This is a genomic window from Gimesia sp. (assembly GCF_048262075.1).
Lineage (GTDB): Bacteria > Planctomycetota > Planctomycetia > Planctomycetales > Planctomycetaceae > Gimesia.
The window spans coordinates 141,187-164,874 of sequence record NZ_JBLXFK010000002.1; the positions used below are offsets into that span (position 1 = coordinate 141,187).

The following is a 23,688-nucleotide window of genomic DNA, read 5'->3' on the forward strand; positions in this document are numbered from 1 at the left end:
GATGTGAAATGTGTGATTGGCGGAGTTTGAATTGAATACGGATAAACTCCACGTCGGTTATTCATATCTCGTTTCACAACACTCTGTGACCTGCCTGTCATCGACTGTAGGCGAATGCTGCCTGCTCGCCGTGTCACTGAATCCTCTCCCGTCCGGAAAAGATGGAACCGATCCGACGCTCTAAATTTCATCCGGTAAATTGAATTAGCAGCGGCCACAGCTCAGCAGGGAGGTAAACCAGACTACAACGGTAGCCATCATCATGAATAACTCCAAAACCGCACCCGCGGGGGCATCAAAGCAGTAAGGAAACATTCCGCTCTCCTCAAAAAATCGTAATAGTTTAAAACTCAAGAAAGTGAACATCATCAGACATTGCGATCAGCTGACTTTCAGTGATTCGCTACGCAAGAAAACGCTCAGCCGAAGGTTCGACTGAGCGATTTTTTTTAACTTTGCGGTAATACAACTGGCCTCTATTAGGTCAATGCATCACGTACAGCTTCAAACTTCGCGTTGGCGTTTGTTCCGACAGCCTGAATAGCAGTCAGACAGACGATAACGATCAGAGCCAGCATTACAGCGTATTCAACAGCTGTAGGACCATCTTCTGAAACCAGGAAGTTTTTGATGCTCTTTGTCAGATTCTTCATTGTTGCTCTCTTTCTTTCCAATTGGAGTCGACTCATGGACCACATGTATCGACACAAAACAACCAAGCTATAGAAACCGCAACACCAAGTGCTCACTGATTCCCACAGCTCACCCGAAACATTTGCTTCTTTGAGTTACATCCTCAAATGAAGCTCCCAATATGCCCCCTCTTCAGAAGAGCAGATTTTCTGCATTCAAAATCTGAAATACAGAAATAGTATTGGTGATATTTAATTTACATAACAACGGAAGATCATTCCGATATGATGTCAAACCTGTTGTGCTCGCTGCATCAACTTTTACTTGCTGAGCAAGCTGATCACACTTAAAAGTAGGTCACGGGTTAAGACAGTCAAGCAGAGATGCAAAAGATTTTTTAAGTAAAACACCCTGTTCTCTAAAAGAAACACTCAAGTCTCGTAAAACTCTACGCAGCCAGTGAATTTCAACAATGATGTAAAAAATCAACAGCGCCATTTTTTCAGTGGAACAGGTAAGCCAGTCTGAATTATCTTTATCAGATGGTCCAAATGATCGCATTTCTCTATGAAACGTGAGCCGTATTGACCTAAGCTTCCGGGCAATCATCAGCAGAAGAGAACTCAGAACAGATTGCAGCAGGTATTCGAACCTGTTATCTGATAGACGACCATTCCCGGATCTTCTGCTGCATACGTTCACGGTCCAGTTCATCCGGTTTAGTCTGCTCCAGCGCACGCCTGAGAATGCTGACTGCCCGCTCGGAATCACCGAGGCTGTGATAACTGTTAGCCAGTTGAATCTGCACTACCGGAATTTCCGGCACTTGTGTCGACGTGTATTGCCAGAGCGTGAGGCCATTTCGCCAGATCGTCAGATAACGTTCAGTCTGCCAGCTGAATCGAGTCAACAAGGCGAGCACCAGCACTCCAAACAAGGCAGGCAGGAAATATCCCGATCGTGATTTCTTCGGAAAAACACGTACCAGAATGCGATCTCTCAATCGCTCCAGCAACTGCATGGTACCTGCAAAGATCAGGGCAAAGAAGGGGATGCAAGGCAGATAGAGATAACGGTCATTCATCAACGTCGTAATGGGAAACAAATTTAAAACCGGTATCAACAGGAGTATGAATGTGGCCCCCGTAAATAAGATTAATGGCTGCCGTTTCCCCATGCGGGCAAACAGAATCGCAGCCAGCAGCCAGCAGCCAGCTGAAATCGTGACATTCCAGGCAATGCCACTAGTCGGAGGATCGTACAGTACAGATCGAGTTCCAGGCCAGAGCAGCATCTGTACGTACTTTGACATAATCACGGTATCAACCGATATCAACTCCAGTTTACTCATGCCAAAGTGATCGCGGACGCCGCCCAGTTCGCTGGTCTGGGCCAGCATCGTAATCACGAGCAGCAACAGGGCACAGCAACCCGGAAAGATCTGTTTTCTGACTGCTTCCCGAAATGGTACTTTCGCCACCCAGTAGTCAAAACAGAACACAATTGCAGGTACGACCACAGCTAAAGCCTTGGAAAGCAAGGCACAGATGAAACATAAGAATCCACAGGTATTCTGTTCCAGAGTGCGGTCTTTTCTGAGCCAGTACCAGAGGGATGCCAGAATAAAGGCACCTGAGAGTAGCCCTTTTCGCGAAGAGATCCAGACTACGGTTTCCACCTGGACTGGATGAATGGCAAATACCGCAGCAGTCGCCCAGCCAATCATCCGGTTCTGAGTCAATCTGGTAATTAACAGAAAAACAAGAACAACATTCACCAGATGCAACAAAATATTCGTCAGATGATATCCGCCGGCCCAGAGCCCGTAGACACTGTGATCCAGCAGAAAAGAGAATACGGTTAACGGCGCATAATTTCTGGTCACAACCTGTGTTGCGACTTTCTGCAGATTTTCGGGATGCCAGCTTTTGACCAGGGGATTATGAATGACATACCAGGGGTCATCCCAGTTGACAAAATCAAAACTGACCGCCATTCCAAAACTGATCAGAACCAGCAGAGCCAACAGGCAGCAGGCGCGCCACTCCTTTTGGACCGCCTGGAATAACTGCCAGGGGAGCCCCCGCTGATCTGATTGTATTTGATTTGACATTTGAACGTTTCCAGAGCTGTGCAGATTGATTTGCAACCTACTCTTAACATAGGTTGCGCACAGTTAAGTGCACACGCTTTGAAAAAAATGTTGATTCCCTGCAACATCATTCACCAAAACAACTTCCCTAATCGGCACAACCGCCACAGATGGCCCGCGGCAATGACCAGATCAGCCAGCAACTTCTTCGATTGGGATTATGGTACTGCCTGCCTACCAGAGCGCATCGCATTAAAGCAAAGGGTCTCTCAATTTAATATACTCAGATCAAACAGCCCTGGAGACGCGACAGTAAAACTGGACACAGTCTAAATCTAAGCTACGTTTGTTGTGGATGATACTCTGACTGCAGAGTCGATCTGTTTTACCGTTGTGACTTTGGGAGAGAAACTTGCTGGTATCATTGTCCAATACAGATTCTGAAAATACTCTACCTGTTCCTGTGATGGCTCCTGACAGTGCCGAGAGCATGTCAAAGTTCCAGAACCTGGAACCACTGCTGGAAGAAATTGAACGCAGCTGTTTTCCACAAGGCAAAACCATCGTCGTGATGCCCGCTTATAATGCGGCAAGCACCCTGAAAAAAACACTGGCAGACATCCCTGCAGAAGCGGTTGACGAAATCATTCTGGTCGACGATGGCAGCACGGACGGAACGGTCGAACTGGCATTACAGCACGGTTTGACAGTGGTGAAACATAAAGAAAATCGAGGTTATGGTGGAAACCAGAAGACCTGCTATCAGTATGCACTGGAACACGGCGCAGATTATGTCGTCATGCTGCATCCCGACTATCAGTACGATAGCCGCGTTGTGGGAATCGCCATCCAGCTGTTAAGACTGGGAATCTGCGATGTTGTCATGGGGTCTCGAATCCGTACCAGACAGGAAGCGCTGGCAGGGGGGATGCCTGCCTGGAAATATCTGGCCAATCGACTGCTGACGATCACCGAAAATATAGCGCTGGGTCAAAACCTGGGCGACTTTCACAGTGGGTTTCGTGCCTATCGCAGAGAAGTTCTGGAAACGATTCCCTTTGAACGCAACTCCAACGACTTCGTATTTGACAGCCAGCTACTGGCACAGGCAGTCTACTTTCAATTCCGGATCGGCGATATCCCTGTCCCCGTCCGTTACTTTCCCGAAGCCTCCAGCATCAACTTCAGGCGTTGTGTGAAATACGGAATGGGCACTTTGGCTGTGCTCGCGCGATTCTGGGCACAACGGCTGCGCATCCGCCCTTCAAAGATTTTCTTCAGTAAGAAAAATGAATGTGACGCAGAGAACCGGGTACAACTGCAATAGGTTCCCTACACAGTTGTTGCCCGGTATGGCTGCATCTAAGTCTACTCACCAGCTGCGTGAGGTGCTGAGTTTGAATCCCCGCGTGTGAAATGCACAATAATGGCAAGTCCAATAAAGACTCCCAACGCAACAAATCCATAGGTGGCGAAATCACTGGATTTAATACTCCAGACACAGCCGAAGGTCGCCAGCAGGGTAGAAATGCCCATCGCCAGGTTCCAGGCCACACGTTTGCCCCCCTTGGGAATCCGGTCTCCCAGAATCTTGGGAGAGTTCATCATGAAGAAGAACGTGGCATAAGCGATCGGCAGCAGTACCATTCCGAACATGGAAGTTGGCACAGCTAACCAGGCCTTGGCTTCCCCTTTCCAGAGATAAGCACCTGTCATACCAGTCAATGCCGGCATAAAACAGCCAATGCGATGATATATCCCTCGAGGTGCCACTCCCAGCATTTCACAGAAGACGAAGCCGTTAATGAGCATCAGGATGATAATGGTCGAGATCGCCATAGCAACGACCCCCAGACCAAAGATCAATTGGGAAACGGTGGCACCTGCCAGCGGTGTCAAGGATGACGCCAGCTGAAACGCATCCCGGTTGACCAGCATCGCTGCCAGTTTACGTTCCGGAAGTGGTAAATCCGCCCGCTTCTGTTCCAGAGCTGTCGAGTCACTCGATAACGCTTTCCATTCCGCTTTGGGTACCTCTTTTTTTATACGGGCATCCAGCAGTTTGTTATATTGTCCTAACAGACCGGGATCTGCCTGAACCACTTGACCTTCCGCATTTTTTTCACCCAGTAATCCCGCAGCGGGCTTGGCATGGAACTGGGAAGCGGCTGCAATCACAACACAACTGGTTGCCAGCATGAAGGGAATGAACAGCCCGGTCGCCAGGTCAAACATCGCCAGTCCGCGGAAATCTTTATCCCAGCCTTTCGCCCGCATGGAGTAGGGCAGCAGAAACGTCATATTAATACCCACCGCAGTCGCGGCAGCGGTAATCATCACTTTCTGCTGATTTCCGACAATCAGGTTTTTCCAGTAATCTGCAAAACCACCCGCCTGCGAAAGCACTTCGGAAAACTCAGGTGAGGGATTTGAAAACAGACTGAAATTCGGAATATAACCAGCCAGAATTTTAGCCCAGTCCAGATCGTTCGTCGAAATACTCATTTTGGCAACCACACCAAAGAAACAGAGAACAACAATACCGACCAGAATTTTCAGGATGGCTTCGAACAGCTTGATGCCCCATCCGCCAGAATCATAAAACCAGATCACAATCGCAGAGATCACAAACAGTAAACCGACTGCCATGGCTTTACCGGATTCGCCTGCCATCATTTCAGGCGCCAGGTTCTGCTGCAGGGCTGCTGTCCCTAACGCATACTGAGGCATAATCCAGACCAGGTTCGCCATCAGAGTCGCAATCGCCCACCCCCAACCCAGGACCGGGTTGATGTGAGTATTGATCGCAGCAAAGGGACGTTCTTTTGTCGACAACGCCACATAACCGATGGCGCTTAACATGATGACACCCATGATCATCGCTACGGGTTGTAACCACATCAGGTGGTAACCGGAAAGAATCCCGAGATAGAGACCACCGGCTAATGAACCGCCTCCCAGGGTAATCGCACTCTGCAACCAGCCGGGACCGGAAAGCCTGGTGTAAGCCATGATCTTTGCACCAGTCCCTTTTGTCTTCGCGTCCAGGATCAGTTGGCGGTCTTGTTCAATCCGGGAATTTGCTGCTTCATCTGTCATTGCAAACTCTTGCTATACCAAGGTTTATTTAAGTTAATTTAGAATACTTTGTTCAGAACGTAAAAAGACCAAGGTAACCAGTTGTCAGTCGAGAATCAAGCAACGTTGATTGATCAGGGGGTGAGTTTGGTGATCTGTAAAAGCTATGAGTACGCGAGTTGTAAACGAATGCAAGTTGAGCGCAGACAGGGATGTGCGGAGAACACATCTGGGGAAGAAAACCAGTCGCATTTCCCCGGACAGAAATTGTTCGGGGAAATGCATTGCTGGAAGAAGAAATTACTGTTTGAGACTTCCCGAAACAGTAATGATCAGATTTGCGGGATCGATATATTTGGCGAACGCCTTCTGGGCGGCATCCGCAGTCACCGCGTTGACTTTGGTTTCCAGTTCGGAATAGTAAGTCATATCCCGATCGGCAAACAGATTGGTTGTCAGGATGGAAGCCAGGGAAGCATCACTGGTGCGGGAAACTTCCTCCTGTTCCAGATAACCTTTCTGGGCATTCGTCAGCTCTTCCGTTGTGATCCCTTTCGAGATCAGTAAGGCGAGTTCTTCCTTGATGGCGGTTTCCACCTTTTCCATGTTGTCCGGATTACAGCTGGCATACAGGGAAATGGAACCGCGGGAATCCACGTTATCCGCGTGAATGAATGCTCCAACGCCATAGGCCAGACCTTCTTTCTGACGGACGCGGTCACCCAGGCGGGATGAAAGACCACTGGACCCCAATACCGAGCCCGCCACAATCAGATCGGGGTACTCGGGGGAATTACTGTTCATGGGAAACGTCAAACCGGCAAAGTAGAAGGCATTTGCTTTATCGGGGATGATAATTTCAGTCAATTTTCCAGGGATTGCGTGTGGTTCCGAGGGAATATGCTTATAAGCTGCATGTGATTTCCAGTCTTTCAGCATGGATTCCAGTTGTGCGTACACTTCGTCTTCAGAGAAATCACCAACCACGGCAATTTCTCCCGCAGAGGCTCCAATGAAGTTTTCATACAGTGATTGCAGATCACTCTGTGACAATGCATTGATCCGGTCAATTTCCTGTTCAATCGTCGGCACATAGCGGGGATCAGATTCCGGATAGGGACGCAGTTGACTTCGTACCGAAAGAATCGCCCGCGACTGTGGATCTGTTTTCTGCTTCTCCAGAGTCGCAATTGACTGCGATTTCAGCACATCCAGTTCGGAAGCGGGTAAGGTTGGCTCGCGTAGAATTTCTTTAAGGATATTCAAAACCTTGGAGAGATTCTCACTGCGGGTTTTGATAGAGACATTGACTTCGCCGGGTGAACCGGAGAGAGACAGTTGGGCACGCAGTTTATTGAGTTCATCTTCAATCTGTTGACGTGTTCTGTTTTTTGTCCCCCGCTTCATGATGGCAGGCAGAAATTCGCAGGCTGTCTTTTTGCCCTGCAGGCTTTCCAGATCGCCGTAGCGGAGTGTCATCTTCAGATTGACTTCTTCACCCCGGGTCTTTTTGGAAAGCAACGCGACCTTCACACCACTGGGCAATGTTTTGACAGTCGTGCGTTTCTTGATATTCTCGGGTGAGACATCAAAGTCTTCTCCCATGGCAACTGTTTCACGTCCCTGATAGTCGCCAATCATTTTGGCAACATCATCAATTTGCGGGATGGTGACTTTCTGACTTTCGTCTACGGGAACAAAGATGCCCACCGTCCGGTTATTTTCTTTCAGATACTCATCCGCCACACGTTTAACATCTTCGGGAGTCACTTTTTCCAGAGCATCACGATACAGGAACCGTAGACGCCAGTCCCCCATTGAAACCCATTCTGAAAGTTCTACTGCCAGCCGCGAACTGTTATTTTCCGCCTGCTCATACTGTTTCAGCAGTTTTTCTTTGGCGCGGGCCACATCTTCGGCGGGTATCCCTTTTTCTCTGACCGTCTGCAGCGTATCAAACATGATTCCCAGAATGACCTGTGGATCATTGCCTTTGATGACTTCCACCATCAGTCGGAGTACACCGGGATCATGTAATGCAAACAGAGATCCGGAAACACTGGAGGCCTTTTTCGTCTTCACGAGGGCCTGATATAAGACGCCTGAAGGATCATCGGTCAGGGTTGATTCCAATACGTCAATGGCAGCCATGTCTTTGTGAGCGGCAGCCGGTATATGATAGACGACTCCCACGACGGGAACTTCACCAATCCGACGCAGCGTCACGATGCGTTCGCCTTCCTGCGGAGGTTCTTCGGTGTACGTCTTATCCAGTTTTCGTTCGGGCCTGGGAATGGTGCCGAAATACTGGTTGATCAGCTTCAGTGCTTCGTCGGTATCAAATTTTCCAGCGACAATTAAAACCGCGTTATCCGGCTGATAATATTTTTTGTAGAAGCTTTTCAGACGGTCTATGGGGACACGTTCAATGTCAGCCCGGTTACCAATGGTCGATTTCCCGTAGTTATGCCATTCAAACGCGGAAGACATCACTTTCTGCATCAACATGCGGGAAGGGCTGTTTTCGCCACGCTCAAATTCGTTGCGGACCACTGTCATTTCCGAGGCCAGATCTTCAGCTTTCACATAACTGTTCATCATGCGATCGGCTTCCATCTTCAATGCGAATTCCAGGTTGTCCTCGGTCGCGGGCAGCGTTTCATAGTAATTGGTCCGGTCATACCAGGTCGTTCCGTTGAACTGGGCACCGCGGGCCTGCAGATCTTTGGGAATATTCTGATGGGTAGGCGTCCCCTTGAACAGCATATGCTCCAGCAGGTGCGCCATCCCGGTTTCGCCATAACCTTCATGCCGGGAACCGACCAGTAAGGTCAGATTCACAGTCACCTTGGGACTGGACGCATCCGGGAACAGCAGTACTTTCATGCCGTTGGCCAGCGAATACTCGGTAATGCCTTCTACGGTCCGAATTTTTTCAGGTGGGGCAGGGGCATCAGCTGCTGCCAGAAATGATTGGGAAGCAAAGCTCATTACGAAAAGTACCCCTGCGATTAAACTCCATTTTTGTCGATTCATCATCCGATATTTCGCTCCACTTGAGAGGGTCAGCAATTTAGTCAGTCCTTAACTCAACAGCATCTCGTTTATCATCGCTCGAATTATAGGCGATTCCCGGAGGGGCAACAATCACTGACTCCGAGAATTCACCGAGTTCAGCTCGATTTACCGGCCTGCTTTAAAAAGGTGGTGCCCACACCAATCAGCATTCCCATCCCCAGGCCCCCCGCGTGCGCCATGTTAGCCACGGGCCCCATCACACCTGTCATACAGAGAAAAAACCAGCCAATCAGAATCACAACCATGTTGGGAGGGATAAAAAATGAAGACTGCGGGTCAAACTGGCTCTTCATCCACATATAGCCAAACATTCCATAGACCACGCCTGACAGACCTCCAAAGCTGGGGCCCGACCAGTAAAACTGAGCCACATTTGATGGAATTGCCGTCAACAGCACCAGCAAGGCCAGCTTGATACTGCCGCGATTGAACTCAATCGCACCGCCCAGTTGATAGCACATCATGCAGTTAAACAGGATATGCATGATAGAAAAATGCAGAAAGATCGGGGTCACCAATCGCCAGACTTCCCCTTCCCGGATATCGAGCAGATAAGGGCTGTAGCGGATCATATTACCTGAAACCTGGAATGAACTGATGCTCAATTCCTGTCTGATCTCGCTGTTGAATTCGTTCGACTGCATCAGCAGAAACACAACCACTGAGACGCCAATCAGCAACGAGGTCACCGGACAGCGACTGGTGAAAGGCTGATTCCAGGTATCGCGGACATTCACCTGTTTGCGGGCAGTATCCGCGGCTTTTTTAATTTTCGATTCACGAATCGCATCTGCCTTACGTGTGACTCCTTGAAATTTTTCGGATTCAGGATTCGCGGAAAATTCCTGCAGTTCCTGTTTGGCGTGTTCGATCTGATCTTCATCAAAGACCCAGACCGACCATTGGTCGACGGACTGTTCGATCTTGATTTCCACACCATTGGTAAGCAAATAGTCTTCGAACTGTTTTGCCTGCTGCCCGGAAGGAAGGGAGCCGATTTTTCTCATTCTATTTTCAATCCATGCCTGATCTGCACACGACTGGCTGCATCCTGAAACCAGATTACTCCCTGAAAGGCCAGAGATAACTAATCTTGTGCTAAAGCAGATAAATGTTTTTGAACCGATTTTTGTAACGTTGCATGATCAGACCACGAAGCATAATGTGCCCGCATCACAAACCCGTAAGCTTCGCCTGGCTGATAATCGGGGATAAACCACTGAAAATCCCAGGCAGGATTTTTGCCTCCGCCTCCGGTAGGTGACTGCGCGAACCAGATCTGATCCCGGTCTCTGAAGAGTTGAGTATAGGAATAATTATCACGAATGCCATAGTACCATGGCTGGGAATACCGGTAAGCAGACGGATGATTCACCAGGGTTAATGGGAAATCCGCGGACAGTTCCGGAAAAAAAGTCGCGTGCGCAGGGGGATGCGTACTGTCAACTCCATGCGCGGGAGTGAGCGCATGCAACAAGATTTCCGGCTGATTCAATTGCGTTGCCGGTTTCCCATAGAAGTGGATACGGCGATCCTCGGGAGCCTGAATATAACTGGCCCAGAACAGTCCAATAAATCCATTCTTGAACAGATCAGCATGCGGAATACACTCGAACGTATATTCCAGTGTGCCATCTTCCAGAATCTGATAACGACTACAGCTTTCCAGCTTCCAGTTCTCAGTGGGAGGCTGATACAACTCTACTGTGTCTGCAGAAATCAGCCGCAACTGCATGGGAAATTTGCGAGGCTCAAATTTTTCTTTGAGATCCGGTGTGCCATCATGAATGTGCTCGAAATTCAAGCCAGCCAGGGCAGGGACAAACAGACTCTCATCCTGTCCGGCATATTTGAGCGAAGCCACTCCATTATAACCGGCGCGATGGCCGGGCAACGCTTTCGTATCTACGGCAGAATTGTCGACGATTATGGCCGTCACGTTTCCCCGTTTGAGCGTCGCCGTATGTTGATCTGTCAACTGATATTTGATCTGTGGATTGGTAAGGCTCGTTCGTTTTGGTGCAGCCAGCGGATGGGCCGCGAAGAGCAGAGGGACCTCAAGCATCAGGAACAACAGACATAAACCCAATTTCTTCCAGCTCAATTCAAAGCTCCGATCTCAAATCATTCAGCCGTGCAATACAGCTTATTCAGACGGTTTCACTGTCTCCAGATAATTGCGGAACTCGTGGATTCGGCGCAGGTCAAATCCTTCGGGTGATTTTTCCAGCAGGAAATCCGCATCAGCCATCGCTTCTGTGATCCGCCCGGTCTGATACCGCAAGACGGCCCGCAACCAGCGTTCCTGCAACAGATCTGCATCGATGGCGATCATCGTCTCGACATACCGCAGCATGGAAGGGATGTCTTCATCATCCCGCGCCAGATTCAACAGGTTCCGCAACATACGCTTGATGATTTCCCTCTTAGGCTGTGCTTTGAGAAATTCTTCATCGAATCGACCACTGTTCGCAGAGACAATCATTGCTTTCGCAGCTTCCTCGCTCACCACTTCGCCACTCTCAAATACATCTATCAGCTCCCCTTTTTCGGCTGTCGAGTTCACGCGTACCACGAAATGACCGGGTAACCCTACGCCTTCAATGTCGAGCCCCAGCCTGCGTCCTAGTTCCATATATAAGATCGCCAGTGTAATCGGCAGTCCCTCGCGATCTTCGATTGTCTCATTGATATAACTGTTGGAACGGCTGTAATAATTCGTTCGGCTTCCATGAAAACCGGTTTCGCGAAACAGGTAATCATTGAGTGCCTTCAGTTTCGCCTTGGGGGTTGCATCAGCGGGCAGTGTTTTCTGGATTTCATTCACCATTCCGGCTATCTGGTTGAGATAGGTTTCGACATCCACTTCGGCATTATCCAGTCGCGCGATCAGCAGAGCAGCAGTCAGTAAATCGATTTCGGATTCTTTCTGCCTGGCAAACAATTCCTGTAGATCATCTCGAACCGCTCGCTCATGGATCGATTGAGCCAGTTGCTGCAGACGCTCCGCCTGCTTCTTGAGTAAACGCGCCCGTTCCTGCAATGCCTGCTGTGCCCGTTTCTCATCAGTTTCTTTGACCACTTCTTCGATCAGAGTATCGTGGGGAGGACGATCCACACGCAGGTCTTCAGTCAAATCGATAATTCTCTGTGCGGTTTCTCGAGAAGGGCGGTAGGGGGCAATCTCACGTGCTACCTGAAATCCTCGAAACGCAGCCACCGTATTCCTGAACTTGGCCAGACCTGCTTTCCCCTGGGTATACCGCTGGTCTTTGATTTCGAAAACCTGCTCATCATTGACAAAACATAATACCCGCTCCGCTTCGAGGCGTACCTTAAGCTGATTCCATTCCCCTTCGCGATACGAGTTGGATTTTTTCTCTTCCAGTACCCGCCATAAGAAAACATCCGAACCATCAAAACGGCTGATTCTCAAACTCTGGTTACTGGGATAAAAACCATAATGTTTCGTGTTTTCATCGGAGTAAAAAACCAGCCCCGCAGCGCCGGATTCGTCATCCAGTTTGACTTCCACTGCAATTTCATAGGGAAGCTCGGGCAGGTCTTCCTGCGAAATGCACAGAGAACGACTTCCTAAACCGCTTCCGAAACCTTCTACCATGATGCGACCGGCACGCTGTCGCCAGCGTGATCCGAACAATGGTTTCCAGAACCGCTCGTCGAGTGTGCCGATAGTCAACCAGCGGTTCATCGGAACCGGGTTCGGTTTTTCCAGCAGTACTTTCAGCGCGCTGATATTCACTGCGTAACCCAGATTACGCGTTACCGCAGATTTTAAAGTCACAATTCCCTGAACGTATCCCTGTGCATCCAGAACCGGGCCACCACTGTTTCCCGGCTCGATTGGTATCGCCAGTTGAATCATCGGCTTGCCATCGATTTCCCGGGTTCCCGAGTTTACTCCTTTGACAACACTGTATCGTAGGCCTTGCGGATTCCCCAGCGCAATGACTTCCGCTCCCTGTTTGAGGGAATCTGGTGCCGCCAGTGGTAACGGTGTCAAATCTTGCGCCTCTACCTTGAGCACAGCCAGGTCCATCTGGCGATCGGTAGCGTGCACTTCTTTGACGTCATATTTCTTTCCGTCTGTAAACTGCACCGAAATGGGTCGGGCCTCACCAATCACGTGCAGGTTCGTAGCAATCAGACCATCAGCGCTGATCACAAAGCCGGTTCCCAATCCCGCCTGCTGACCATCTCGGCCTGCAAATGAGACGGCAACCACAGACGCCTTCGCCTGTTCTGCAAGCGCTTCTGCAGACAACACCTGGTTCGTGTCTGTGCCAGACATCTCAGGGCGGCGGGCAGCGATCGGCTCTTCTGAATCAGAATCCGCTGAAATGACCGGCGGCATCACCATAAGCAGCATCACGACAGACAGAATAAACATGCTCTGTCTGCAACAGAACCACGCGGTTCTTTTCTGACATCCGATCATTTCTTAGTTCCCATCAAAAGGAATTCCATCAGCCTGGATTCGGTTTCTGCCGAACAGGCTCACTACAGAATCAATTCATTGAAAAGTAGTGTTTCAGAAACCGAAAGCGCTCAAACAGGCTCGGCAGTTCTTGTTATTGTATTTCCCCGGACCACAGAATGCAAAAAAGAACAGACAGATTCAACTCAATCTAAAACGCTTTCAGGAACACACTTTCGCACTCTCACTGAAGCTTAATCAGCATGAAACCGGTACCAGAACCAATAATTTTGTAAAAAAGTAAAAACTGATATTGCATAATAAATGATGGGGAGGTAAATTTCGCGCCAGCAATCAACTACTTGCCCGGCAGGTGCCGGCCGCATGCTCGCCGCTGGAGGTGCGAGCGCCATAGTTACATTGAGAGATGCGACAGCAAATTACTGCTGAATTGAGTTGAACAACTAGCTCAATAATGCCCTTGGTTGCCTGATTCTACCTACCGAACCTGAGAAAATTTCGGTAACAAGCGGAACGACCCCACGATTGCAAAATCGAATCGTTTCGAACCCCACCACAGGCAATCTACAAGATTGTTACACCTACACAAGACAGTTCCACATTCATTAGAAGGAGTCTACAAATGTTGGTCTTATCCCGCAAAATCAACGAATCGATTCAAATTGGAGACAACATCCAGATCACCATTCTGGAAACCAAAAAAGGAGCCGTTCGTATCGGCATCGCTGCTCCCCGGGAAATTCAGATTTCCCGTCCCGAGCAGGTCAAGCAGACGGTGACACAGGAAGATTCCACACAGGAAACTGCCCGGGAAAACTCCCAGTTTTCTCTCGCCTTTTGTGGTACCATTTCCTGATTGATTCCGCAGATCGGACAGTCGGAGGAAGCGTTCCTGCGCTTCTCTACCACTGTCCGGGCGGAATCCTACCCCACAATATCCTGAGATGCCACCCTGCCTGAAGATACCCGCCGACTCCTTGGAATGACTAACTGATAACACCCTGGTTCCTTATCAGGCTCAATCTGTGCGTCGACAGGGGAATGGAGCGGGGTAGTAAATCAGCTATCCCCCCCTAAACGCATCAACCACCGCTTGTGTATACTTCATAGCCCGGTTAGAATGAGGACTTAATAACACTGCGAAATTCCTGCACAAAAAACACCACAAAGAGCTCCCCGGAGTAATTTGACTTTCCCGCCTGTATCCGCAAGCCAGAGGTGACACCATGAGTGCTGACCGTTCCGTCTACTGTCCCGGCCCGATGTCACGACGTAGTTTTCTGGAAGCCGGTTATATGGCGTTGGGGGGGTTGGGACTATCCGATCTGCTGCGAACGCGGGCCCTGGCAAACACCGTGGGAACCTCATCTCATAGTAACGACGATACTGCCGTGATTTTCATCTGGCTGCTCGGCGGTCCGAGTCATATGGAAACCTATGACATGAAACCCAATGCCCCCAGTGATTATCGCGGGCAGCTCAACCCGATCTCTACTCAGGCTCCCGGGATGGAGATCTGCGAACTTCTTCCGCTGCATGCCAGAGTCGCCGACAAATTTTCGATCATTCGTTCGATTTCGCATGAAGATTCACAACACGCCCGCGGTTCGGTTCGGTTCTTAAGCGGCCGTAAAACCCAGAGTGTCAGTCCTGTTTCAGAATTTCCGACAGTCGGACCCGTTGTAGCAAAAATGCGTGAGAGTCGAAAAGCAGGAGTCCCTAACTACGTCGCCAGTTCCCCTCGCGCTTATGGCGGAGGCAGTGCCTACCTTGGTGAATCGGCCATGCCTTTTGTAGTCGGAGGCAATCCGGGTGCCCCAGGTTACACGGTACCGAATTTATCCGTTTCCAGCAGGCTGAAAGATCGTCTTGATGATCGTGTCGGTCTGCTGAAAGCATTCGACAGCTTCCGTAGAGATGTCGACCTGAATGGTTCCATGCAGGCGATGGACAATATTAATCAACAGGCGCTGGGCATGCTGACCAGCGAAAAAGCGAGGAAAGCCTTTGACCTATCTCAGGAAAGCGATGCGACCCGGGATCGCTATGGCCGTCATAAATGGGGTCAACGTGCGTTACTGGCTCGACGACTGGTTGAAGCAGGCAGCAGTGTTGTCACCATGTATATGAATAACCCGGATGTCCCGGGTACCCAGAAAAACCGCATCCATTCTAACTGGGACATTCATGCCATCAACGGTGACCTGTATTATGATCTGGGCGTGCGAATGCCTCATTTCGACCGGGCTGTCGCAGCTTTAATTGAAGATATCTATAGCCGCGGACTCGACAAGAAAGTCATGCTCGTCGTCTCAGGAGAATTTGGGCGCACGCCCCGTATTACTGTTCAACCAGGAACGAAAAGCAAGGTCATGCAGCCCGGTCGCGATCACTGGCCCGGTGCGATGTCAGTCCTGGTTTCAGGTGGCGGCGCTCCGATGGGGCAGGTGATCGGCTCAACCACTGCCAAAGGGGAATACGCCAAAGACAACAAGCTGGATCCCAATGATCTGCTGGCGACCGTCTACCGCTTTCTGGGTATCGACCAGAACCATGAGTTCCTCGATCTCAGCGGCCGCCCCATGCCCATCCTGCCACATGGTGCGCCGATCAAAGAGCTGATCTGAAATAAAGCAGGGGAGCCTCAGCGATCTCGCCTGATATTCAACAGCAACACAAATACCCCCGGCTGGGCTAATGCGGTTTTACGCAACCAGTGCGGGGGTATAGTCTTATGTGGTTTCGTTTTTTGAAGCGACGTAAGAAGCGACGCACTGAAGATCATTATTCTGTTGACTCTGCTGGATACTTCCGCACAATTAACGTTTGCCCACTAATTAAATAACTCGCTTAAATACTGCGTAGAGAAAACTGGTTAAAGGAAATAGTATGGCCGTCAAGTCTATCCATATCCCAAGAACTACAGACACAAAGGTAATCGAGTTCTACCGATCCTTATGCACTAAATTTGGTTACGAATCAATCAACATACATACTCAGGCTGAAGTTGCTATAAATAGTGTCTCACCGTTTGAGTCTGATGATATGAAACCAGAATTCAAACTATTACTTGAGATGGATTCAATGATAATAGAGCGCTGCTCTGCAAATACTAACGGATTGCAGGTGATCTATTATCGTGGCGGGAAGGATCCAGAAAACTCACCTGTTTATGATACTGTACATCTTAACTGGAATAAGCCTCAAAAAGGACAACCCGAGTTTAGCAATAAAGAGCGATTAGAAATTAACCTACTGATTGTTCAAGAGTTAAACCCTTTCATACCTGATGCAGTTGTTCATGACGATTTATCAAAAGAACACCATCAGTCATTAGCAATTCATTCTGAGATCCTGACTCGATTAGAAAGACTAAATGAGGAGCTGATCCAAAAAGGGACTGAGTACAGGGAACAGCTTGACCAGGATAAACGTGCGGAGAAAGCAAAGTTAGATGCAAATTTTGAAGAACGGTCAAAAAGCTTAGAGGAAGAACACAAAAGCAAATTAGAGAAGATTGCTAAAATTGAAGAGGAACTTAATCTCGCGCGTCAAGATATCGATGATCGAAACAATACCATTGTCCGCCGAGACAATCGCGACTCAATGCTCAAAGAAGTTAAAGACCGGTTTGAGGATTTTGGTGTTTCAAAAGCAACAGAGAAAAAACGTCTACCAGTATTTACGTTTATGAGCTTACTAATATCTGTTTTCACAGTTCTTTTGATATTTTCTCTCGTTGACCAAAAATTAAAAATTGGTGCAACAGATTCAATAGAATTGAGTGGATATTACCATTATGTAAGAACTACTTTTTGTGTGTTTGGACTGATCTCATCGATTCTATATGCAATAAAATGGCATGACAAATGGGCAAAACAACATTCAGATTTGGAATTTGAATTACAACAATTCAATCTTGATATCAGTCGGGCTAACTGGGTTATTGAAAGCTGCCTGGAATGGAAGAAAGAGACAGAGTCCGATGTTCCTCCAGAACTATTAGACGCTATGACTCGTAATCTCTTTAAATCAAAATTGGATGATAGCGAAAATGTTATTCACCCCGCAGATGAATTGGCATCGGCAATCCTGGGAAGCTCTTCAAAAATGAAATTGAATATCGCTGGTAATGAAATAGAACTCAATCCTCGCAAGCTCCCCAAGAAGGTTTCTGGGGGAGAAACTAAATAAATCGATTGAATTACGCGCGGCTAGGGTAGCTCCCGAAAGCTGGTTTCCCTGAACTGGCACGCCGCGTTGTTTACATTCTCAGGGAAATTGCCACAGGGGGCATTTATGAACGATCCATCTAAGGATTGGGAATTGCGCGACGCTTCAATGACCTTGGGTGACATGGTCCGATTGTCATGGACTGCAGGAAAGCTGAAAAGCATGGAAGCAGAACTTGACAAAATGCAAGAACAGCTCGCGATCATGGATACAGAGCAGCTTGGTCTGGCGGAATCAGAACAAACAGAGTTTACGGAAGATTGCGATTTTGGCAAAAGACTTGAGCTCGTGGATGCAACAAAGGACCTCATGGAGGCGATCGAAGATGCCAAGCGATTCAGGCCGATCATTGAAGAAAATACACGTTGGATAACTCAAACTATAGAAAACTCTCTCCACGTTTTTGCTAACTTGTCTGAGAAGGTTGTTTACGGTCATGAACGCCCAACTAAGCTGATTGCCACAAGCGGACACCATGCTGGCATCATGCTGTTAAGAAGGTATCTCGTGACAGATTATACCTCTGAGTATGGCTTCGATTTCGAAGAACTGGCAATACAGATCCAGTCCGAACGGCTTAGACTATTCCAAGTTGATGATTCATTTGACGAAACCGGAACTTCGAAAAGAACTCACCAGGCCATCGTGGAAGAGATTGAAAACATCAGTGAACGCAGTCCCTTGTTCCATGATGCCGCTGAAGAACTCCCGGAAGAATACAGATTTGAGAGTGGTGGAAAACCGAAACCGCTAGAAGGGAACAGGACAGAATTGGTTTATTCAGTCACAGGAATCACAGGTAAACCGGGTAATTTCAAAGACATGATAAAAAACCGTTGCTTATGGGCGATCAAGTTGAGCGATCGGAAATATGAGTTATATTTTCCAAAACAATACCACGCACAGATTGAGGATTATCGTTTAAGACTTGCTGAGTACAGAAATAGAGATACAAAGTAACTCGCTCGAACTAACCATAACTGTCCGTAACTCACCGTAACTTCATTTTGTCGGTTAAAGCCTGAAACAAAAGGTGCTTTTCATCTTTTCACTCTGATCATCGATGCTTTAATGTTTCCCAGTGAGTGGCAGATTGTAAGCCACTGAAACCGCACAAACGCGAAACACTGGGAGAAGTCACGATGACTACGATCTTTCAATCCCCCCCGTTGCTGCTGACTGAGAGAGAAGCAGCCCATCTGCTCAACTGCTGTGAGAAGACCGTCTACACGATGCGCCAGCAGGGCAAACTCAAGTTCATGAAGCTGGGTAGCGGTGTCAGATATCCCCGCGCTGCTATCGAGAAATTCATTGAAGAACAGTCGAAGACAGTAACAGCGTAGACGTAAAAAAAGCCCCGGCCTGATCTCCTGGGGCTTTTAGATTGTTTTCAGCGAGTTGAGTTTTTCCAACCGAAAACGAACACAAAAGCATAATATCAGACCATTCAAAACGGTCAATGCTAAAACGCTCTTTTCTGGAATATCAACTCAATGAGAACAAAGCCAATTGCACCATGGCTGCAAGTTCTCAGCCAGCAGCATACAGCCCTGATTGGCAGTGAGTTGAGATAGTTTCGATGTGTGTAACCGGCACACTGCGAACGTAGTACCCGGCGGTAACCGTGGGCACACGGCGTCCCTGAGTGGGCGTGAAATGCGGAGCAAAGACCCGTCCGGATCGAAACGAAACTCGTTGTTTCAGACTTTCACATTTAAAGTCTTAGCTCCGGTTACGCGCTGTTGTAGAGGCAATGTTTCCTACTCTATTCGAGGTGTGACTCATGATACGAAAGCAACCACATTCAGACGATGGCGACCAGGGGCTGACCAGTAGGGAAAGAATCTTCCTGGTGACACTTGAACCAATCAACGAACACATCACCACAGACGATCTGTTACGCAAGCTGCAGCTGGTGGCCGGCGGTTGCGGTATCCGCATCAATGCAGCCCAACTGGTCAGCCCTGAGTCACAACAGAGCAGCGGAGAGCAGGACATGGTGTCCAGCTTCACGGGTCCTTCCAACGGACTTTTTTAAAGCTCCACACCACAGGGAACTATCGGTATATGAGGTATCATTACTTACGCAATGCAGACGCGTTTTTCCCGTGGGTTCATTTTGGACCCTCGGGGGATCTGAGGGGTTTATGAACGATCAATACAGAAACCTGGTTCAGATGCTGCAGGGAGGCGCAAAGCTGGCACCTGACTTGACTGGTTCGATTCTGGCATCCTGTGGAAAGACTCACGCAGATTTGACGCGTGATATTTTCGGTGGCTCTGATGAACCTGCTGTGATGCCTGGTGACCAGTGTGACTGCGGGGGATCGATCTTTGTCTACAGTTCACGAAAAAAAGGGATCGACCGACACCAGTACCTGAAGTGTGACCGATGCCAGAACACACACGGGAAACGAATCATTCCGGAATCGCAGATCAGGAAAAGAAAAAAACGATCCTGTCTTACTTAGTTAAGTAAAAGCGGTCTTTAAGAACGGTCAGCAGTCGAAATAATCCAATTATTCAAAACGATATCCATTAGTTTTGAACTCGTTCATTGGGTGGCTTGCCCTGGTTTCCTTTAACAGGGCGAGCCACTTTTTAAACTCGACAGGAAAAAAACAATGTCCGTTGAATTACCAGCCTACGTGATGTCCCGGAGCGAGTACAACGAAGAATCAGCACGCATGATTCGGAACTGTTTCGGTTCCGAACGGGCAGAAGCGATCATTCAGAACCAGTACCCCAAAAGCCCCCAGGCTGCAGAGCTGGAGTTACGGCACAGAGGCCTGGTTACTTCCGTTACGGACTATCGGCAATCGACCGGTCGATACTTCGAATCAAAAACGATTGATTTTGAAAGTGAGCTGAAGGACCTGCAGGAGTTCACAGGTCAAACGGGGTTTACTGCTGATGACATCGACAACATGGCAGCCCGTCTGGCTGTTCGGGAATATCTGAACTGTACCGCTCACGCAGCGAAAGCAAACAGGATTTCCTACCAGGAACAGGATCAGCGGTTCCGGAATCTTGAATCCGTAGAGGCTGAATAATGCCAACATATCGAACCGAACCCAACACTTTGATCACGTTGAACGGTGGTCTGGTTGACCTGCAGGCAAAACAAGCGGAAGGCCTGAAACGTTTCACCATGACTGCCTATACGGGCGGTCCAATGCGTCTGGCAGGGTTTCGGCTGCCGGTAGTGGTCGACCTGGCTGGATTGCAGATCACAAAACAGAATCAACCGATCCTGAAGGATCACGATTCAAGTCAAATCGTCGGACACTCAACAGAGATTGAAAAAATCAACGGTGAATTGCACGTAGCCGGTCTGGTTTCTGGATCTGGTGAAGCAGCTGACGAGATCAGGACAACCGGAAAGAACGGTTTCCCCTGGCAAGCGTCGATCGGGGCTGGCGTTACACGCCTGGAATCAGTTCGTGAGGGAGAGAGTGTTACTGTCAACGGGCAGACGTTCCAGGGCCCGATTTATGTTGCACGTGAATCAGTATTACGAGAGGTTTCGTTCGTTGCCATGGGTGCCGATCTGAATACCTCTGCTCATGTTGAAGGACAATTTACCATGCCACAACCAACGGCTGAAAAAAAGACTTTTGAAGAAATCAAAGCCCAGGCTGCAGAAGCTGAGGGGAAACGAATCGAACGGGTTAAGCAGATTCTCCGCGATTGCCCAGACCATATTCAGGCAAAGGCGGTCGAAGAGGAATGGACCGAACAGGAAGCAAATGAGGTTGCTTTAATCCAGTTGCGTGCTTCGCGTCCCAAGCCGCGAAAATCCGGTGCTGCTGATGCACCTGCACAAGCTCTGGTGGTCGAAGCCTCAGCCTGCATTGAAGCCGGCATGACCGAAGCCGAAGCAGGGCAGTTCTACGATGAACGCGTGATGAATGCAGCAGTCTCGAAGGAGTTCCGCGGCTATTCAATCGTTGCCATCATGAAAGATGCTATCGCGCTTGATGGTGGCGATCCGAATGCCCGAATGAGTGACCGTGAGTTTGTTAAAGCTGCTTTCACAGCTGATCGAAACATTCAGGCCAGCGGTGGTTTTTCTACGTTCTCAGTTCCCGGGATTCTGGGGAACGTTGCGAACAAGCATCTGCTGAATGGCTACAATGCGGTTCCGACAACGTGGCGGAAGTTCTGCGGAATTGCAGAACATACAAACTTCAAACCTCATACTCACTATCGTTTGACGGGTTCTGGAGAGTTTAAACCAGTCAGTAAATCTGGTGAGATCCAACACATTTCAGTGACAGAATCAAGCTATTCGAATCAGCTTGATACAGAGGGGGCAATCATCTCGCTGACACGTCAGGACATCATTAATGACGATATGGGAGCGTTTGTGAAGTTTCCCCGCATCCTCGGTCGAATGTCTGCCCTGAAGGTTGAGGAAACGGTTTACATCCTATTGCTGAGCAATCCGAATAACTTTTTCTCAGCTGGAAACAACAACTACCTGGCAGGGGGAACAACAGCCCTGGCGATCGAATCGTTGACAGCTGGGGAAATGGTCTTTCTTGACCAGGTAGACGAAAACGGGAAACCAATCCTGTTATCTCCTGCAGTGTTGCTGGTTCCAACTGATTTGAAAGTGACTGCTCAGCAATTGCATGCTGACTTGAAGGTTGTTACGGGAGAGGTTGCAACGGTCACGGACGGTAACCCGCATTCCGGAAAGTTTGAGCCGGTTCCCAGTCCCTACCTGAAATCGGCAGCGTACAGCGGATCCAGTACGAAAGCCTGGTACCTGTTCAACAATCCGGCAGACGTGGCAGCAATGGAAGTTGCATTCCTGAACGGCCAGCAGAACCCGATCATCGAACACACCGACATGGACTTTCACAAGTTGGGAATGAGCTGGAGGGCTTACCATGACTTCGGGGTAGCGATGGCAGACCCGAAAGCAGCCTTCAAAGCAAAGGGTGAAGCGTAGTCATCGCAACGGCCCGGTCTCCTTCTGCTTACTTCTGGGGAGGCCGGGTTTTGATATCACATTAAGGTAGGTTTAGCTCACTTCTCAGTTTTTTGTATAAGACCCTAGAGATCCTGTCGCTAACAATTTCTTTCTTTGCGTTCTCAAATGCTGGGTGATTATTTCTGAGATGATCAAAGACTAAGTCAGTAAGGACATGGGTATCAGCCTTATCATATTCAACTTTTCTTGTTTTTTCTAACTCATCAAGGGCTTCTTCGATAGCCCCGTCTATCATTGAATGAAAGCTATTACCAAGAGCATCTCCGAGTTTGGTTAAAAAATCATTTTGTGATTTTGTTTTTGATTTTGTTTGAAAAGCCAGTTCATCTTTCTTTTTTATTTTTGATTCGAGAGTATCAAGCTTTCGATACAAAATATCAAATCTGTCTTCATCAGTAACATCCTTGGGGTCAAATTCTGCTGTATCTAAGATCTTAAAGATTTTCCATAAAGCGTTTTGGTTTTTACTTTTTTCTTTGGTTTCAATTATGTGTGCAGAGACTTTTTCGATTTCTTCTTTGATCTCCCAAACATTTAAAGCACTTTTATATTCATTACGCTGAATCGGCAGAACATCAAAAGGTAGTTTCGTAGTTTTGTCATCAACGATATATGTAACAGGCTTATTCAAAGATGTACGAACACCGAGTTCAAAAAACACGTTGGCATTGAGAATCGACATGTCACAAAGAACCATTTCGCAATTTGTTAATTTTGCAATGATCTCAGCATGTATGACTTCGGATCCTGTTGACTCAGGCACCACAGGTTTGTAACCAGCTTTTTTTACAGCAGGTATGAATAGACATTCTAAGACGTGCCTAAAATGATCTTCATCTCCCTTATATTGCTCATAGCAATCTTCAGGAGTTGAGATCGGCATAATTATAAAGCAATCAGGTTTCGCACCTTGAGTACTACGGGTTGAAGCTTTTTTGGCCATGACTAATTCTTCGTTCGATTGCTATTCAAAAGGTGTGTAAATCTGAATTCACTCTACTCAAGAAAATATACCAATGTCAATTACTGAATGCTGATCAATAAAATTTGACTCATTGTTGCATTTGAACTGATAGGGCATTCTCCCGAAGCGCCAAAATGTCGCTTCGGTAA

The 23,688-nt window shown here is 48.3% G+C and carries 18 protein-coding genes; 10 read left to right on the forward strand and 8 right to left on the reverse strand.

Translation table 11 applies throughout. The annotated features are described in order from the left end of the window. Positions 1-479 precede the first annotated feature (479 nt). Together ACN0YH_RS04255 and ACN0YH_RS04260 are read right to left on the reverse strand one after the other, a co-directional pair. Complete coding sequence (locus tag ACN0YH_RS04255) at positions 480-653, reverse strand: Flp family type IVb pilin (protein ID WP_002649391.1); 174 nt, start codon at positions 651-653, stop codon at positions 480-482. Positions 654-1,288: 635 nt separating this feature from the next. Further along, a complete protein-coding gene (locus ACN0YH_RS04260) occupies positions 1,289-2,746 on the reverse strand; it encodes a tetratricopeptide repeat protein (protein WP_417378317.1) in 1,458 nt (485 codons plus the stop codon). Positions 2,747-3,137: 391 nt separating this feature from the next. Between ACN0YH_RS04260 and ACN0YH_RS04265 the strand changes: the two genes are divergently transcribed. After that, a complete protein-coding gene (locus ACN0YH_RS04265) occupies positions 3,138-4,052 on the forward strand; it encodes a glycosyltransferase family 2 protein (RefSeq protein WP_417378318.1) in 915 nt (304 codons plus the stop codon). Between the two features lie 41 nt (positions 4,053-4,093). Here the strand turns inward: ACN0YH_RS04265 and ACN0YH_RS04270 are convergent, their stop codons facing one another. From ACN0YH_RS04270 to ACN0YH_RS04290, 5 genes are all read right to left on the reverse strand, one after another. Continuing rightward, positions 4,094-5,824, reverse strand: coding sequence for a divalent metal cation transporter (locus ACN0YH_RS04270; protein WP_417378319.1), 1,731 nt, complete (start codon positions 5,822-5,824; stop codon positions 4,094-4,096). Between the two features lie 279 nt (positions 5,825-6,103). Beyond that, positions 6,104-8,794: a M16 family metallopeptidase gene (locus ACN0YH_RS04275; RefSeq protein ID WP_417378320.1), complete on the reverse strand. Its 2,691-nt coding sequence runs from the start codon at positions 8,792-8,794 to the stop codon at positions 6,104-6,106. 182 nt (positions 8,795-8,976) lie between these two features. Beyond that, the gene (locus ACN0YH_RS04280; protein ID WP_417378321.1) at positions 8,977-9,888 is read right to left on the reverse strand and encodes a rhomboid family intramembrane serine protease; all 912 of its coding nucleotides are present in this window, start codon (positions 9,886-9,888) and stop codon (positions 8,977-8,979) included. A gap of 80 nt (positions 9,889-9,968) precedes the next feature. Next, complete coding sequence (locus ACN0YH_RS04285; RefSeq protein ID WP_417378322.1) at positions 9,969-10,985, reverse strand: hypothetical protein; 1,017 nt, start codon at positions 10,983-10,985, stop codon at positions 9,969-9,971. Positions 10,986-11,027: 42 nt separating this feature from the next. After that, positions 11,028-13,292 (reverse strand): transglutaminase family protein, encoded by a 2,265-nt coding sequence (locus tag ACN0YH_RS04290; protein WP_417378323.1) that lies wholly within the window; start codon positions 13,290-13,292, stop codon positions 11,028-11,030. Positions 13,293-13,962: 670 nt separating this feature from the next. Between ACN0YH_RS04290 and csrA the strand changes: the two genes are divergently transcribed. The 9 genes from csrA to ACN0YH_RS04335 all read left to right on the forward strand — a co-directional run bounded on the left by csrA (position 13,963) and on the right by ACN0YH_RS04335 (position 22,533). Beyond that, positions 13,963-14,196 (forward strand): carbon storage regulator CsrA, encoded by a 234-nt coding sequence (csrA, locus tag ACN0YH_RS04295; protein WP_417378324.1) that lies wholly within the window; start codon positions 13,963-13,965, stop codon positions 14,194-14,196. Between the two features lie 370 nt (positions 14,197-14,566). After that, on the forward strand, positions 14,567-15,967 hold the full coding sequence (locus ACN0YH_RS04300; RefSeq protein WP_417378325.1) for a DUF1501 domain-containing protein: 1,401 nt from the start codon (positions 14,567-14,569) through the stop codon (positions 15,965-15,967). 262 nt (positions 15,968-16,229) lie between these two features. Further along, complete coding sequence (locus ACN0YH_RS04305; protein WP_417378326.1) at positions 16,230-17,534, forward strand: hypothetical protein; 1,305 nt, start codon at positions 16,230-16,232, stop codon at positions 17,532-17,534. A 105-nt stretch (positions 17,535-17,639) separates the two neighbouring features. Next, positions 17,640-18,533 (forward strand): hypothetical protein, encoded by an 894-nt coding sequence (locus ACN0YH_RS04310; protein WP_417378327.1) that lies wholly within the window; start codon positions 17,640-17,642, stop codon positions 18,531-18,533. 182 nt (positions 18,534-18,715) lie between these two features. Continuing rightward, positions 18,716-18,916 (forward strand): helix-turn-helix domain-containing protein, encoded by a 201-nt coding sequence (locus ACN0YH_RS04315; RefSeq protein ID WP_417378328.1) that lies wholly within the window; start codon positions 18,716-18,718, stop codon positions 18,914-18,916. A gap of 440 nt (positions 18,917-19,356) precedes the next feature. Then, the gene (locus ACN0YH_RS04320; RefSeq protein WP_417378329.1) at positions 19,357-19,611 is read left to right on the forward strand and encodes a hypothetical protein; all 255 of its coding nucleotides are present in this window, start codon (positions 19,357-19,359) and stop codon (positions 19,609-19,611) included. Positions 19,612-19,720: 109 nt separating this feature from the next. Continuing rightward, a complete protein-coding gene (locus ACN0YH_RS04325) occupies positions 19,721-20,044 on the forward strand; it encodes a hypothetical protein (RefSeq protein WP_417378330.1) in 324 nt (107 codons plus the stop codon). 153 nt (positions 20,045-20,197) lie between these two features. Continuing rightward, positions 20,198-20,626, forward strand: a complete 429-nt coding sequence (locus tag ACN0YH_RS04330) for a hypothetical protein (protein WP_417378331.1) — start codon at positions 20,198-20,200, stop codon at positions 20,624-20,626. After that, entirely contained in the window at positions 20,626-22,533 is a 1,908-nt protein-coding gene (locus ACN0YH_RS04335) for a hypothetical protein (RefSeq protein WP_417378332.1), read from the forward strand. Before ACN0YH_RS04330 ends, ACN0YH_RS04335 begins: the two co-directional genes overlap by 1 nt. 61 nt (positions 22,534-22,594) lie before the next feature. On the opposite strand, the gene ACN0YH_RS04340 is transcribed toward ACN0YH_RS04335, so the two are convergent. Beyond that, complete coding sequence (locus ACN0YH_RS04340) at positions 22,595-23,518, reverse strand: hypothetical protein (RefSeq protein ID WP_417378333.1); 924 nt, start codon at positions 23,516-23,518, stop codon at positions 22,595-22,597. Positions 23,519-23,688 lie beyond the last annotated feature (170 nt).

Excerpts from the sequence above, each read along its gene's own strand:
- ACN0YH_RS04325 (WP_417378330.1), top strand. The coding sequence starts at position 19,721 with ATGAACGATCAATACAGAAACCTGGTTCAGATGCTGCAGGGAGGCGCA.
- ACN0YH_RS04315 (WP_417378328.1), top strand. The coding sequence starts at position 18,716 with ATGACTACGATCTTTCAATCCCCCCCGTTGCTGCTGACTGAGAGAGAA.
- ACN0YH_RS04280 (WP_417378321.1), bottom strand. The coding sequence starts at position 9,888 with ATGAGAAAAATCGGCTCCCTTCCTTCCGGGCAGCAGGCAAAACAGTTC.
- ACN0YH_RS04330 (WP_417378331.1), top strand. The coding sequence starts at position 20,198 with ATGTCCGTTGAATTACCAGCCTACGTGATGTCCCGGAGCGAGTACAAC.
- ACN0YH_RS04275 (WP_417378320.1), bottom strand. The coding sequence starts at position 8,794 with ATGAGCTTTGCTTCCCAATCATTTCTGGCAGCAGCTGATGCCCCTGCC.
- ACN0YH_RS04335 (WP_417378332.1), top strand. The coding sequence starts at position 20,626 with ATGCCAACATATCGAACCGAACCCAACACTTTGATCACGTTGAACGGT.
- ACN0YH_RS04305 (WP_417378326.1), top strand. The coding sequence starts at position 16,230 with ATGGCCGTCAAGTCTATCCATATCCCAAGAACTACAGACACAAAGGTA.
- ACN0YH_RS04300 (WP_417378325.1), top strand. The coding sequence starts at position 14,567 with ATGAGTGCTGACCGTTCCGTCTACTGTCCCGGCCCGATGTCACGACGT.
- ACN0YH_RS04270 (WP_417378319.1), bottom strand. The coding sequence starts at position 5,824 with ATGACAGATGAAGCAGCAAATTCCCGGATTGAACAAGACCGCCAACTG.
- ACN0YH_RS04290 (WP_417378323.1), bottom strand. The coding sequence starts at position 13,292 with ATGTTTATTCTGTCTGTCGTGATGCTGCTTATGGTGATGCCGCCGGTC.
- ACN0YH_RS04340 (WP_417378333.1), bottom strand. The coding sequence starts at position 23,518 with ATGGCCAAAAAAGCTTCAACCCGTAGTACTCAAGGTGCGAAACCTGAT.
- ACN0YH_RS04320 (WP_417378329.1), top strand. The coding sequence starts at position 19,357 with ATGATACGAAAGCAACCACATTCAGACGATGGCGACCAGGGGCTGACC.
- ACN0YH_RS04255 (WP_002649391.1), bottom strand. The coding sequence starts at position 653 with ATGAAGAATCTGACAAAGAGCATCAAAAACTTCCTGGTTTCAGAAGAT.
- ACN0YH_RS04310 (WP_417378327.1), top strand. The coding sequence starts at position 17,640 with ATGAACGATCCATCTAAGGATTGGGAATTGCGCGACGCTTCAATGACC.
- ACN0YH_RS04260 (WP_417378317.1), bottom strand. The coding sequence starts at position 2,746 with ATGTCAAATCAAATACAATCAGATCAGCGGGGGCTCCCCTGGCAGTTA.
- csrA (WP_417378324.1), top strand. The coding sequence starts at position 13,963 with ATGTTGGTCTTATCCCGCAAAATCAACGAATCGATTCAAATTGGAGAC.